This window comes from Streptomyces sp. NPDC093065, assembly GCF_044754585.1.
Taxonomy (GTDB): Bacteria; Actinomycetota; Actinomycetes; order Streptomycetales; family Streptomycetaceae; genus Streptomyces.
Genome location: NZ_JBIVPJ010000007.1, coordinates 159845 through 172720, shown reverse-complemented (window position 1 = coordinate 172720; position 12876 = coordinate 159845). Strand labels below are relative to the sequence as shown.

General features: G+C 73.1%; 14 protein-coding genes. 6 read left to right on the top strand and 8 right to left on the bottom strand.

All coding sequences use genetic code 11. The features are described from left to right. Nucleotides 1-148 precede the first annotated feature (148 nt). Both ACIQFU_RS15075 and ACIQFU_RS15070 read left to right on the top strand, forming a co-directional pair. Nucleotides 149-1243 carry a lytic polysaccharide monooxygenase gene (locus tag ACIQFU_RS15075; RefSeq protein WP_402551661.1) on the top strand — a complete coding sequence of 365 codons (1095 nt, stop codon included), beginning with the start codon at nt 149-151 and terminating at the stop codon, nt 1241-1243. Nucleotides 1244-1362: 119 nt separating this feature from the next. After that, entirely contained in the window at nt 1363-1788 is a 426-nt protein-coding gene (locus ACIQFU_RS15070; RefSeq protein ID WP_402551659.1) for a luciferase family protein, read from the top strand. Here the strand turns inward: ACIQFU_RS15070 and ACIQFU_RS15065 are convergent. Beyond that, nucleotides 1751-3352 (bottom strand): MFS transporter, encoded by a 1602-nt coding sequence (locus tag ACIQFU_RS15065; RefSeq protein WP_402551657.1) that lies wholly within the window; start codon nt 3350-3352, stop codon nt 1751-1753. The genes ACIQFU_RS15070 and ACIQFU_RS15065 overlap by 38 nt on opposite strands. A 115-nt stretch (nt 3353-3467) precedes the next feature. After that, nucleotides 3468-3941 (bottom strand): MarR family winged helix-turn-helix transcriptional regulator, encoded by a 474-nt coding sequence (locus tag ACIQFU_RS15060; RefSeq protein WP_402551655.1) that lies wholly within the window; start codon nt 3939-3941, stop codon nt 3468-3470. A 106-nt stretch (nt 3942-4047) separates the two neighbouring features. On the opposite strand from ACIQFU_RS15060, the gene ACIQFU_RS15055 reads away from it, so the two are divergent. Further along, nucleotides 4048-4416: a DUF779 domain-containing protein gene (locus ACIQFU_RS15055; protein WP_402551653.1), complete on the top strand. Its 369-nt coding sequence runs from the start codon at nt 4048-4050 to the stop codon at nt 4414-4416. Nucleotides 4417-4450: 34 nt separating this feature from the next. Here the strand turns inward: ACIQFU_RS15055 and ACIQFU_RS15050 are convergent, their stop codons facing one another. From ACIQFU_RS15050 to ACIQFU_RS15025, 6 genes are all read right to left on the bottom strand, one after another. Continuing rightward, on the bottom strand, nt 4451-4645 hold the full coding sequence (locus tag ACIQFU_RS15050) for a hypothetical protein (protein WP_007388144.1): 195 nt from the start codon (nt 4643-4645) through the stop codon (nt 4451-4453). Nucleotides 4646-4761: 116 nt separating this feature from the next. Next, a complete protein-coding gene (locus ACIQFU_RS15045; protein ID WP_402551651.1) occupies nt 4762-5625 on the bottom strand; it encodes a phosphatidylinositol-specific phospholipase C/glycerophosphodiester phosphodiesterase family protein in 864 nt (287 codons plus the stop codon). 137 nt (nt 5626-5762) lie between these two features. Beyond that, nucleotides 5763-6851: an acyl-CoA dehydrogenase family protein gene (locus tag ACIQFU_RS15040; protein WP_402551649.1), complete on the bottom strand. Its 1089-nt coding sequence runs from the start codon at nt 6849-6851 to the stop codon at nt 5763-5765. Further along, nucleotides 6848-8029, bottom strand: coding sequence for an acyl-CoA dehydrogenase (locus ACIQFU_RS15035; protein ID WP_402551647.1), 1182 nt, complete (start codon nt 8027-8029; stop codon nt 6848-6850). The genes ACIQFU_RS15040 and ACIQFU_RS15035 overlap by 4 nt, the downstream gene beginning before the upstream one ends. Then, nucleotides 8026-9006 carry an NADPH:quinone oxidoreductase family protein gene (locus tag ACIQFU_RS15030; RefSeq protein ID WP_402551646.1) on the bottom strand — a complete coding sequence of 327 codons (981 nt, stop codon included), beginning with the start codon at nt 9004-9006 and terminating at the stop codon, nt 8026-8028. The genes ACIQFU_RS15035 and ACIQFU_RS15030 overlap by 4 nt, the downstream gene beginning before the upstream one ends. 101 nt (nt 9007-9107) lie before the next feature. Next, a complete protein-coding gene (locus tag ACIQFU_RS15025) occupies nt 9108-9683 on the bottom strand; it encodes a helix-turn-helix domain-containing protein (protein WP_402551645.1) in 576 nt (191 codons plus the stop codon). 77 nt (nt 9684-9760) lie between these two features. Between ACIQFU_RS15025 and ACIQFU_RS15020 the strand changes: the two genes are divergently transcribed. The 3 genes from ACIQFU_RS15020 (at nt 9761) to ACIQFU_RS15010 (ending at nt 12789) form a co-directional block, all read left to right on the top strand. After that, a complete protein-coding gene (locus ACIQFU_RS15020) occupies nt 9761-10726 on the top strand; it encodes an NAD(P)/FAD-dependent oxidoreductase (RefSeq protein WP_402551644.1) in 966 nt (321 codons plus the stop codon). Between the two features lie 66 nt (nt 10727-10792). Beyond that, nucleotides 10793-12331, top strand: coding sequence for an ATP-dependent DNA ligase (locus tag ACIQFU_RS15015; protein WP_402551643.1), 1539 nt, complete (start codon nt 10793-10795; stop codon nt 12329-12331). Further along, complete coding sequence (locus ACIQFU_RS15010; protein WP_402551642.1) at nt 12328-12789, top strand: NUDIX domain-containing protein; 462 nt, start codon at nt 12328-12330, stop codon at nt 12787-12789. Before ACIQFU_RS15015 ends, ACIQFU_RS15010 begins: the two co-directional genes overlap by 4 nt. Nucleotides 12790-12876: the final 87 nt, after the last annotated feature.

Sequence of the window (12876 nt, the reverse complement as noted above, 5' to 3'; positions counted from 1 at the left end):
CCTCCTCGCCCGTCCGGTCGAAGCGCCCGCCCCGGACGGGCGGGGGTTCCAATTCCCACACGACTCCATTTCCCTCAGGACTCCCGTTCCCTTACGACCCCACTCTTGTCATGGACTGATCACCAACAGGACCGATGGGAGACCCCATATGGCTCGACGCAGCAGATTCCTGACCTTGGCGGCGGTCATGGCCACCCTGCTCAGCGCGCTCGGCATGACCTTCCTGCTCGGACAGGGGCGGGCCGAGGCACACGGCGTGGCGATGATGCCCGGCTCCCGCACCTATCTGTGCCAGCTGGACGCCAAGACCGGCACCGGTGCCCTCGACCCGACGAACCCGGCCTGTCGGGCCGCGCTCGACCAGAGCGGGTCGACGGCGCTGTACAACTGGTTCGCCGTGCTCGACTCCAACGCGGGCGGCCGCGGCGCCGGTTACGTTCCGGACGGCACCCTGTGCAGCGCGGGCGACCGTTCCCCGTACGACTTCTCCGCCTACAACGCGCCCCGCGGGGACTGGCCCCGCACGCACCTGACGTCGGGTGCGACGATCCCGGTGCAGTACAGCAACTGGGCGGCCCACCCCGGTGACTTCCGGGTGTACCTGACCAAGCCCGGCTGGTCGCCCACGTCCGAGCTGGGCTGGGACGACCTGGAACTGATCCAGACGGTGGCCAACCCGCCCCAGCAGGGCTCGCCGGGGACCGACGGAGGCCACTACTACTGGGATCTCGCACTGCCCTCGGGCCGCTCGGGCGACGCGCTGATCTTCATGCAGTGGGTGCGTTCGGACAGCCAGGAGAACTTCTTCTCCTGCTCGGACGTCGTCTTCGACGGCGGCAACGGAGAGGTCACCGGTATCCGCGGCTCCGGCACCACTCCGGACCCGACGGACCCGACGGACCCCACGGACCCGACGGACCCGCCCACGCACACCGGTTCCTGCATGGCCGTGTACTCCGTGGAGAACTCCTGGAGCGGCGGCTTCCAGGGCTCGGTCGAGGTGATGAACCACGGCACCGAGCCGCTGAACGGCTGGGCCGTGCAGTGGAAGCCGGGCAGCGGGACCACACTCGGCGGGGTGTGGAACGGTTCGCTGTCCAGTGCGGCCGACGGCACGGTCACGGTCCGCAACGTGGACCACAACCGCGTCGTGCCACCGGACGGGAGCGTGACCTTCGGCTTCACCGCCACGTCGACGGGCAACGACTTCCCGGTCGACTCGATCGGCTGCGTGACGCCCTGACACAGCCTGTGCCGGGAGACGGTCGGCGGGGCACCGGCAGGGTCCCCGCCGACCTCACGTGCCGGTTAAGAATCGCTCAACCTCTGGTTGCGAAGCGGTGATCGGGCGACGATGGGGCCATGACTCTGGCCCAGCGCGCCTTTGAGCGGCTGCACACCTGGCCTGACCTCTCCGCGGGTCCGGCCAGTTGCCGAACCGGACGGGCGCTGCGCTCCGTCCGCGACGAGATCGTCCACTTCCACTCGGACCGGGACGTGGACCTCCACCTCACCCACCGGGCCATCCAGCGCTTCCAGTACGACCTCGGCGGCTCCACCGCCATCCGCCTGGTGCCCGGCTCCCGTTGGGTGACGGTGCACCTGGACTGCGACGCGGACGTCGACCTGCTGCTGAGCCTGACGAGTATCGCGCTCAAGGCCCACCAGTCCCGGCCGCCGGCCGACCCCGCCCCGAGGCCGTCGGGGTACTCCGGGTACCCGGCGCCCCCGGGGTGCAACTTCCACCGGGTCACGGTGCTTCCGCGCTCCGCGGCCGGGGAGGCCTGAGTCCGGCCGCGGCGAGGACCACGCCGAGCACGCAGAGGGCACCAGTGACGACCACGGCCACGTGGACGCCGTTCATGAACGCCTGCCCGCTGCCCTCCACCACGGCGGCCCGCAGCCCGGCCGGCAGGTCGCCGGAGACGGGCGCCACGCCCATGGCCACGGCGTCCTTGGCCTCCAGGAGACCGTCGGCCATGGCGGCGGGCACGCCCGCGCCGGTGAGCTCACCCGTGAGCGTCGCCCCGACCTCGGCGCTGATCAGGGAGACCAGCACCGACGTGCCGAGCGCACCGCCGATCTGCAGGGTCGTCGCCTGGAGGCCGCCCGCGACGCCTCCGTCCCGGACGGGGGCGTTGCCCACGATGGCGTCGGAGGAGGCCGACATCACCATGCCGACGCCGAGACCGAGCGCGACGAACGGCGGCCACATGGTGGCGTAGGAGGAGTCGGTCTGCCAGGTGAGCATGCCGAAGCAGGAGGCCGCCTGGAGCAGCATGCCCAGCGGCATGGTCAGCCGGGGGCCGAAGCGCTGGGTCAGGGCCGCGCCCAGGGGCGAGGCCACCAGCGAGGCGAGGCTGAGCGGGAGTGTCCGCACGCCCGCCTCGACCGGCGTGAAGCCGCGCACGTTCTGCAGGTACAGCATGACGAAGAAGATCACGCCGAGCATGACGAAGAAGTTCAGCGCGGTGACGATCGCGCCGATGGTCAGCGCGCGGCTGCGGAACAGGCGCATCGGCAGCAGCGGATGCTCCACGCGGGTCTCGTGCCGGCCGAACACGAGCAGGAGTACGAGGCCCGCGGCGACCGAGCCGAGGGTGCCCGCGGAGGTCCAGCCCCAGGTCTCGCCCTTGACCACGCCGAACACGACGGCCAACAGGCCGAGGGCGAGCAGGACGAGGCCGGGTACGTCGAAGCGTTCCCGGCCCGTGGCGTCGCGGCTCTCGGGAAGGACGAGGGCGCCGAAGACGACGGCGGCGACCCCGATGGGGGCGTTGATGTAGAAGACGGACTCCCAGTCGACGTGCTCCACGAGGAGGCCGCCGACGATGGGTCCGAGCGCGGTCGCGACGGCGGAGACCATCGCCCAGATGCCCACGGCCATGGCGAACTTCTTCGGCGGGAAGACGGAGCGGAGCAGTCCGAGGGTGTTGGGCATCAGCAGTCCGCCGAAGGCACCTTGGAGGGCCCGGAAGGCGACCACGCCCTCGATCGAACCGGACAGGCCGATGGCGACGGAGGCGAGGGTGAAGCCGGCGACGCCGACGAGGTAGTAGGTGCGGCGTCCGAACCGGTCACCGAGTTTGCCGCCCAGGATGAGGGTGGCGGCGAGCGCGAGCAGGTAGGCGTTGGTCACCCACTGGAGCTGGGCGGTGGACGCGTGCAGGTCGCCGCCGATCTCGGGGTTGGCGATGGCGACGACGGAGCCGTCGAGCTGGACCATGAACAGCCCGAACGCGACGGCGAAGAGGGTGAGCCACGGATTGGACCGCGGACGGCCGGGCGCGCGTGGGACGGGGGCGGTCTCGGCCGCGGGCATGGCGGAGTGATCCACGGACGTGGACGGCATGACGGAGCCTTCTCTTCCGGATCGGAGGGGTACCGCAGCGAGGGCGGACTGCGGGAAAAGGGGGGGGCGCTGCGAGGAAGGGAACGGCACGCCGCGAGGGGCGTGCACATGTGTGTCAGTGAGTGCCGGGGTGCAGGTGCCGCGTCAACGCGTCGAGGGCGTCCAGGGCTGCGCCGAGCGCGCCCTGCTGGCCCTCGGTGAGGGAGGTCAGGGCGTGACGGATGAACGCGGTCTCCAGTTCCCGCACCTCGGACAGCCGCTCACGGGCCGTGGCCGTGAGGTGGAGGTGGGCGACCCGCTTGTCGGTGCTGTCCCGCCTGCGCTCCAGGTCGCCCCGCTCGGTGAGCTGGGAGACCAGGGCACTGACGTTGTTCGGCTTCATCAGCAGGGCCTCGGCGGCCTCACGCACCGTGGTGCCCTCGTGCTGCGCGACGAAGCGCAGCAGGGCGATCTGCCCCTCGGAGGGCTTGGGGTGCGGGTACCGGGCGGCGACCTGCCGGTCCAGCGCCCGGTGCAGCGCGGGAAGGCATGCCGCGAGGCCGGAGGCCACGTGGTCGATGTCCCGGCGGGGGGTGCTGGAGGCGGTCACCCGCGCATAATAAGTATGACTGGATAGGTATGTCAAAGGAGGTAGTACGAACGCCCCCGCCCTCCCGCAACGCACTCGCAACGTTCCCCGTGGTGGCATACGAGGCATGGGCGACACATACGAGGAGATCCCGCGCGTCGAGCTGACCGCCGAGGCGTCCGCACTGCTGCGGCGGCTCCGCGAGGCGCACGGCCCGCTGATGTTCCACCAGTCCGGCGGCTGCTGCGACGGCAGCGCCCCCATGTGCTACCTGGCCGGCGAGTTCCGCACCGGCGCCTCGGACGTCCTGCTGGGCGAGCTGACGGTCGACGGCGTCGAGGAGCCGGTGGAGTTCTGGATGTCGCGCAGTCAGTACGAGGTCTGGAGTCACACCCGGCTGACGGTGGACGTCGTCGCGGGCCGGGGCAGCGGCTTCTCGCTGGAGGCGCCCGAGGGGGTGCGCTTCCTCATCCGCTCCCGCGTGATCGACGTCTAGCACCTCCGGGGTCCGGGGCCCCGGAGCCACCGGGCTACGGTCTGAGGCTGCTCACGATCTCCGCGGTCGCTGTCAGCCCGCTGCTGATGGTCGGGGCGATGCTCGTGCTCGCCAGGTAGAAGCCGAGCAGCAGGCACACCAGCGCGTGCGAGATCTTGAGCCCGCCGTTGCGCAGGAAGAGCACCGCCAGGATGAACAGCAAGAGCACCACAGAGATGGAAACGGCCATCGTCAACCTCCTCCGCCACGTCCACTTCGCGGCGTTCGGCCGCAAGTGTGGCGTAGCGGAGGGTTCGTCCGGGCGGCTGACCTGTCCTCCGAACGAGTGGTGTTCCGGCGCTGCCCCTACCGGTGTCGGCGGCCGTCGAGGAAGGCCTCCAGACCGGCGAGGTCGTCGGTGTTGAGATGGTCGACACCGGCGGCGAGCAGTTCGGCCCACACGGCGTCCCGTGCGGGCCCGGCCGCGTCGGGCGTGGCCCAGAAGCGCACCCGCTGTCCGCGGGCGTGGGCCGCGGCCACGGTCTCCCGCAGTCTGCGCCGCTCGGCCGCCGGGAAGGCGCCCACGCCCTGCCAGGTGAAGTTGAGTGTCCAGTTGTCGCTGATCAGGGGGACGAAGGAGGCCGGTGCGGCGGTGCCGAGGTCGGAGAGCCGGCCGTCGTAGAAGGCGTGGCGGGTGCGCTGGGCCTCCATGGGCGCCCGGGCGGCCCGGTCGCCGGAGACCACCGCGGTGACGGCGCCCGGGTGCACGCGCCCGTGGGCGTAGGCGGTGAACAGGTGCCGGTGACGGCGCAGTTGCCGGTCGAGTTCGAGGTAGGTCGCCTCGCCCTCGGTCTTGATGTCGATCAGGAGTTGCAGGGAGCCGCGGCCCCGCCGGTGGACCCGGCCGTGGTTCGCGCGGACGCGGGCGGCGAGCGGGTCGAGGTAGAGCGACTCCAGGGTGCGGGAGGGGTCGAGGTCCTCGGGGTCGTGGGCGACGAGGAGTTGACCGCCGGCCAGGTAGATGTCGGCCTCGACGCTGCCGAAGCGGTGGTCGAGGGCGTCGAGGAGAGGACGGGGGTGCTCGTAGTCGTTGTGGGCGTGCGCGCGCCACAACGGGCGCGGCCCGTGCCTGTCATCGGAGGCCGACGCGATGCCGGCGGGCAGGGCGACCGCGCCCGCGAGGGCGGCGCCGAGGGTGGTGAGGGCTCTGCGTCGGGTGGTGAGGGCCATGCTCTGCCTCCCTGGAAGTGCCGTACGGGACCCAGTGAGTATGGGGTCCCGTTGGCCTCAGGGAGCAGAGCCGTGCGGGGAGTTGGCCGGACCGCCGCCGGCCGTTCACTCGGCCGGCGCGAAGTCGGGACAGGGCGTCAGGGGGCTCGCAGGTCGACCGGTTCGGCCAGCGCCGCGCGGTGGGCGCCCGCCGCTCCGTAGGCAATCGAGTCGGCCTTGGCCCGCTTGAGGTACAGGTGGACGGGGTGTTCCCACGTCATGCCGATGCCACCGTGCAGCTGGAGCGCCTCCTCGGCGGCGTGGACGGCGACCTGTGCCGCGTACGCCTGGGCCACGGCGACGGCCACGTCGGTGTCCTCACCGGTCGCCAGGGCGTCGGCGGCGCTCCGGGCGGCGGCGCGCAGGCCCGCCACCTCCAGCCACAGCCGGGCGAGCCGGTGCTTGAGCGCCTGGAAGCCGCCGACTGGACGGTTGAACTGCTTGCGTTCCTTGAGGTAGCGGACCGTCTCGGTCAGCAGCCAGTCGGCGAGGCCCAGTTGTTCCGAGGCGAGCAGTCCGGCACCGGCCCGCAGGGCCCGGCGCACGGCGGGCTCCGCGTCACCGAGCCGGCGCCCGGGGGCACCGTCGAGGGTCACCCGTGCCACCGGCCTCGTGGAGTCGAGCGAGACCTGCGCGGTCACCGTCGCGTCGGCGGCACGGACGGCGTACAGGCCCCCGTCGTCGGCGGGCACCAGCAGCACGTCGGCGACGGAGGCGTCCGCGATGCCCGTCAACTCGCCGTGCAGGGCGCCGTTCTCCAGTCGCACGCCCGTGACGGCGCCGCCCGGTGCGACGTGCAGCCCGACGGCGAGCACGGCGACGGTCGTGGCGGCCGCCAGCTCGGTGAGCAGGACCGCGGCCCCGCAGGCCAGCAGCGCCTCGGTGGCGACGACCGCGCTCGTCAGGTACGGCACCGGCGCCACCGCACGTCCCAACTCCTCCAGGACCACGGCGGCTTCCCGGTGCGTGGCGCCCTGCCCGCCCAGTTCCTCGGGGATCAGCAGGCCCGCCAGGCCCATCGAGCCGGCGAGGGACTTCCACAGCGACACGTCGTGCGGAGCGGCCGTTTCGGTGCGGGTGATGACGCCCGACGGGTCGCAGTGGTCGCCGAGCAGGTCCCGGACGGCGGCGCTCAGCGCCTCTTCCTCCTCGGAGTGGAGGAGAGCGGGTTCCGGCTGTGCGCTCATCGGGCGAGGTCCTTCCATGCGACGTCCTTGTCGGTACGCGGCTCGGCGGGCAGTCCGAGGACGCGCTCGGCGACGATGTTCAGCAGGACCTCGCTGGTCCCGCCCTCGATGCTGTTGCCCTTGGAACGCAGGTAGCGGTATCCGGCGTCGCGGCCGGTGAAGTCGACCAGCTCGGGTCGGCGCATGGTCCAGTCGTCGTAGAGCAGGCCCTCCCCGCCCAGGAGTTCCACCTCCAGGCCGCTGATCTCCTGGTTGAGGCGGGCGAAGTTCAGCTTCATGCCGGCGCCCTCGGGGCCGGGCTGGCCGGCCGCCAACTGCTGGCGCAGGCGCACGCCGGTGAGGCGGGCGACCTCCGCCTCGACCCACAGGCCGAGCAGTCGCTGGTGCAGGTCGTGGGTGCGCAGTTCGGGGCGCTCCCGCCAGGTGGCGGCGATCTTGCCGATCATGCCGCCCTCGCGGGGGACCGGGGTGCCGCCGATGGCGACGCGCTCGTTGTTGAGGGTGGTCTGCGCGACCCGCCAGCCGTCGCCGACCTCGCCGAGGCGCCGTGAGTCGGGGATGCGGACGTCGGTGAGGAAGACCTCGTTGAACTCGGCCTCGCCGGTGATCTGGCGCAACGGCCGGACCTCGACACCGGGGTCGGTCATGTCGCACACGAAGTACGTGATGCCCCGGTGCTTGGGCACGTCCGGATCGGTGCGGGCGATGAGGATGGCCCAGCGGGCGAGGTGGGCACTGGAGGTCCACACCTTCTGCCCGCCCACGACCCAGTCCTCGCCGTCCCGGACGGCCCGCGTGCCGAGGGCGGCCAGGTCGGACCCGGCGCCCGGCTCGCTGAAGAGCTGGCACCAGACCTCTTCGCCGGTCCACAGCGGGCGCAGCAGCCGGCGCTTCTGCTCGTCGGTGCCGTACTGCAGGATGGTGGGGGCGGCCATGCCGAGGCCGATGCCGATGCGCCGGGGGTCGTTGTCGGGGGCGCCGGCGGCCGCCAACTCGGCGTCCACGACGGCCTGGAGGGAGCGCGGGGCGCCGAGTCCGCCGAGCCCCTCCGGGTAGTGCACCCAGGCGAGCCCGGCGTCGAAGCGGGCCCGCAGGAAGTCCAGGCGGTCCGTGCCGGCCGGTGGGTGAGCGGCCAGCAACTCCTGGGTACGGCGGCGCAGTTCGTTCGCGTCGGTCATGCGGCGGCTCCCTTCTCCTGCTGCTCCGGCACGACGGCCACGCGGCCGGTCGTGAGTCCGTCGGCGACGCGCTGCACGGCCGCTGCGGCGTCGGCGAGCGGCACCCGCTCGCTCACCAGCGGCTTGATCGCGCCCCGCGCGGCCAGCTCGGTGAGCTGCTCGTGGCAGTGCCGGACCAGCCGGGGGTCCTTGGTGTTGTACAGGCCCCAGTGCAGGCCCAGGATCGCGTAGTTCTTCACCAGCGCGTGGTTCAGTGCCGGGCCGGGGATCGTGCCGCTCGCGAAGCCGACTACGACGATCCGGCCCTCGAAGGCGACGACCTTGGTGGACTGGGTGTACGCCTCGCCGCCCACCGGGTCGTAGATCACGTCGGCGCCCCGGCCGCCGGTGGCCTCCCTGACGGCGGCCACGACGTCCTCGCCGTGCCGGTCGACGACCACGTCGCAGCCCAGTTCGCGGGCGACGGCCGCCTTCTCCGGGCCGCCGACGACGCCGACGACGGTGGCACCGGCCGCCTTGCCGAGCTGCACGGCGGCGCTTCCGACGCCTCCCGCGGCGGCGTGGACGAGCAGGGTCTCGCCGGCCTCGATGCGGGCCCGGCGGTGCAGGCCGAACCAGCCGGTCTGGTAGCCGACGTGCAGGGCGGCGGCCTCGGCGTCGTCCAGGGCGTCCGGCGCGGGCAGCAGGGCGCGGGCGTCGGCGAGTGCGTACTCGGCGAAGCCGCCGTGCGGCAGCGCGGGGTTGGCGAGGACGCGGCGGCCGTCCTCGGTCTCGCCGCAGACCTCCACGCCCGGCGTGAACGGCAGCGGCGGCCGGACCTGGTACTGGCCCCGGCACAGCAGGGCGTCCGGGAAGTTGACGTTGGCGGCGCGGACCTTCAGCAGGACCTGGCCCTCGCCGGGCGTCGGCGGCGCCACGTCCGCGAGGCGCATCACCTCGCCCGGCTCGCCGTTCTCGTGCACCTGCCATGCCTGCATGCGGGGCCTCCACCGACTGCGTCGTCCGACCGGGTCCTTCGCATACTAAGCGGTCGCTTGCCGTTCGGGAACAGCTTCCGGGCAGTCGCGCGTCACAACCTTCAGGAGCGGGCGGGCCGTGCCCGTACGTGCATCCGCTCCCCCTGCGGCCCGAAGAGGCTGAGGAACTCGGCCGGCCCCTCTCCCGTCGACCCGAACCAGTGCGGCACCCGGGTGTCGAACTCCGCGGCCTCCCCCGCCGACAGCACCACGTCGTGCTCGCCGAGCACGAGCCGCAGCCGCCCGGAGAGGACGTAGAGCCACTCGTACCCCTCGTGGGTGCGCGGGTCCGGCTCTTCCCTGCGCCGGGGTTCCAGCACCTTGAACGCCTGGAGGCCGCCCGCCTGACGGGTCAGCGGCCAGTGGGTGCGGCCGTGGCGCACGATCGGTTCGGCCCGCACCCGGGGGTCGCCGACCGGCGGGGCGCCGACCAGCTCGTCCAGCGGCACCTGGTGGGCCTGGGCGATCGGCAGCAGCAGTTCGAGGCTCGGCCTGCGCAGGCCCGACTCCAGCCGCGACAGGGTGCTCACCGAGATGCCGGTGGTCTCGGACAGCGCCGTCAGGGTCACTTCCCGCTCCTTGCGGAGCTGACGGAGCCTGGGTCCGACACCGGCGAGGACATCGTCTGCGGTCGTCATGTATTTATTGCAGTTCCGGCAAACCAGTTTGTCAATCCCGTGGCGCCTGAGCGACCTTCTTCGTGGAGGTGGTCACCATGACCCGGAACAGCACCACGACCGAGAAGAAGGATCCGGCAGGGCAGTACGACGTGGTCGTCGTCGGTGGCGGCGCGGCCGGGCTCTCCGCCGCGCTCGTCCTGGGCCGCTCACGGCTGCGCACCCTGGTCGTCGACGCCGGTGAGCCGCGCAACGCTCCTTCGGACCACATGCAGGGCTACCTGACCCGGGACGGCATGTCGCCCGCCGAGTTCCTGGCCCTCGGCCGGGAGGAGATCGCGCGCTACGGGGTGGAGCTGGTCCGCGACCGTGCCGTGGACGTCACCCGCGGCGGGGACTTCGCGGTGGAGCTGGCCGGCGGGGACACCGTGCACGCCCGCCGGCTGATCGTCACCACCGGGCTCAGGGACGAGCTGCCGGCCGTGCCGGGGGTCGCCGGGCGGTTCGGCCGGGACGTGCTGCACTGCCCGTTCTGCCACGGCTGGGAGGTGCGGGACGAGCGCTTCGGAGTCCTGGCGACCGACCCGCTCGCCGTGCACCAGGCACTCATGGTGTCCGGCTGGTCGGACGACGTGACGCTCTTCCTGCACACGGTCGCCGAGCGGGAGCTGTCCGACGACGACCTGCGGCGGCTCGCCGCGGCCGGGGTCGAGGTGGTGCCCGGGGAGGTCGCGGGCCTGCGCGTCGAGGACGACCGGCTCACCGGGGTCCGGCTGGCGGACGGCACGGAGCACGAGCGCACGGTGCTGTTCGTCGCCCCAAGAGCGGTCCCGCGGACCGGCCTGATGGAGCGGCTGGGGGCGGAGCTGCAGGAGACGCCGTTCGGCGCGTACCCCGTGGTGGACCCGACGGGCCGGACGACCGTGCCGGGCGTGTGGACGGCCGGCAACGCCATGGGCTTCGCCGAGCAGGTCGTCCACGCGGCGAGCGGCGGCTACCGCGCGGCGGCGGCGGTCGTCGGCGACCTGATCATGTCGGACCTGGACGCGGCCGTCGCGGAGTGAGGGCACTCCGGGGCCCGGGTGCCTGCGCGGGGTGTGCGCCCGGCCTCTCCGGTGCACCATGACTGCATGCTGCTCGCCCGGTTGGCCCAGGTGTCCCGGGAGGTCGCCGCCACGTCGGCGCGGTCCCGCAAGACCGTCCTGCTCGCGGAGCTGTTCCGCGAGGCGGAGGCGGCGGACGTGCCGGTCGTCATCCCGTATCTGGCGGGACGGCTCCCGCAGGGCCGGATCGGCGTCGGCTGGAAGGTACTGAGCCGCCGGGTCCCGCCCGCCGCCGGACCGACCCTGACCGTGCGGGACGTTGACGCCCGGCTCACCCGGCTCGGCGCGGTGTCGGGCGCCGGTTCGCAGGCCGAGCGGAGCCGGCTGGTCGGCGAGCTGATGGGCGCGGCCACGGAGGACGAGCAGCGCTTCCTGATCGGGCTGCTCACCGGCGAGGTCCGCCAGGGCGCCCTGGACGCGGCCGCCGTCGAGGGCCTGGCGGCGGCGACGGACGCTCCCCCGGCGGACGTACGACGCGCGGTGATGCTCGCGGGGTCGCTCCAGACGGTGGCCGAGGCCCTGCTGGCCGACGGGCCCGGTGCCCTGGACCGCTTCCGGCTCACCGTCGGCCGGCCCGTGCTGCCGATGCTGGCGCACAGCGCTTCCTCGGTCGCCGAGGCGGTCGGCAAGCTGGGCGCCGCGGCCGTCGAGGAGAAGCTGGACGGCATCCGCGTCCAGGTTCACCGGGACGGCGACGCCGTGCGCGTGTACACCCGCACCCTGGACGACATCACCGGCCGGCTTCCCGAGGTCACCGAGGCGGCCCTCGCGCTGCCCGGTGAGCGGTTCATCCTGGACGGCGAGGCGATCTCCCTCGACGAGGACGGACGCCCCCGCTCCTTCCAGGAGACCGCCGGCCGGGTCGGCTCCCGCACCGACGTGGCCACGGCGGCGCGGGCGGTTCCCGTCTCCGCGGTGTTCTTCGACGCGCTGTCCGTCGACGGCCGCGACCTGCTCGACCTCCCGCTGACCGAACGGCACGCGGAGCTGGCCCGGCTGGTCCCCGAGCCCCTGCGAGTACGGCGCACGCTGGTGCACGGCCCCGAGGAGACCGGGGGTGCGGAGGAGTTCCTCGCCGAGACGCTGGCCCGGGGGCACGAGGGCGTCGTCGTCAAGGGGCTCGACGCCGGGTACAGCGCCGGCCGGCGCGGCGCGTCCTGGCTGAAGGTCAAGCCGGTCCACACGCTCGACCTGGTGGTGCTGGCCGCCGAGTGGGGCCACGGCCGCCGCACCGGCAAGCTCTCCAACCTGCACCTGGGCGCCCGTACCGCCGACGGCTCCTTCGCGATGCTCGGCAAGACCTTCAAGGGCATGACCGACGCGCTGCTGGCCTGGCAGACCGAGCGCCTGACGGAGCTGGCGGTCGAGGAGCACGGCTGGGGTGTGACCGTACGCCCCGAACTCGTCGTCGAGATCGCCTACGACGGCCTCCAGCGCTCCACCCGCTATCCGGCCGGCGTCACCCTCCGCTTCGCCCGCGTGGTCCGCTACCGCGAGGACAAGCGCCCCGAGGACGCGGACACCGTGGACGCCCTGCTCGCCGCCCACCCCGGGGTGGCGCCGTGAGGCGCAGCGCGGGCCTGCTGCTGTACCGGCGCGGCCCCGGCGGCGAGCTCCAGGTACTCCTCGGTCACATGGGCGGCCCGTTCTACACCCGCAAGGACGCGGGGGCCTGGACCGTCCCCAAGGGCGAGTACGACCCGGCGGAGCCGGCGTGGGAGGCGGCCCGGCGCGAGTTCGAGGAGGAACTGGGGCTGCCGCCGCCCTCGGGCGGGGCCGTTCCGCTGGGCGAGGTGCGGCAGGCGGGCGGGAAGGTCGTCACGGTCTGGGCCGTCGAGGCCGACCTCGATCCGGCGACGGTCGTCCCCGGCACCTTCCGCATGGAGTGGCCGCCGAGGTCGGGGCGGACCGAGGAGTTCCCCGAGCTGGACCGGGTGGCGTGGTTCGGGCTGGAGAAGGCCCGCGAGGTGATCGTGAAGGCGCAGGCCGCGTTTCTCGACCGGCTGGCTGAGCACTCGCACTGACGAGACACCACGAGGAACGACGCGACCCGTCCGCGTTGCGGCACCCCGCGCCGCGCGCCAAGGTCGAAGCACGATTGCGCACCCAGG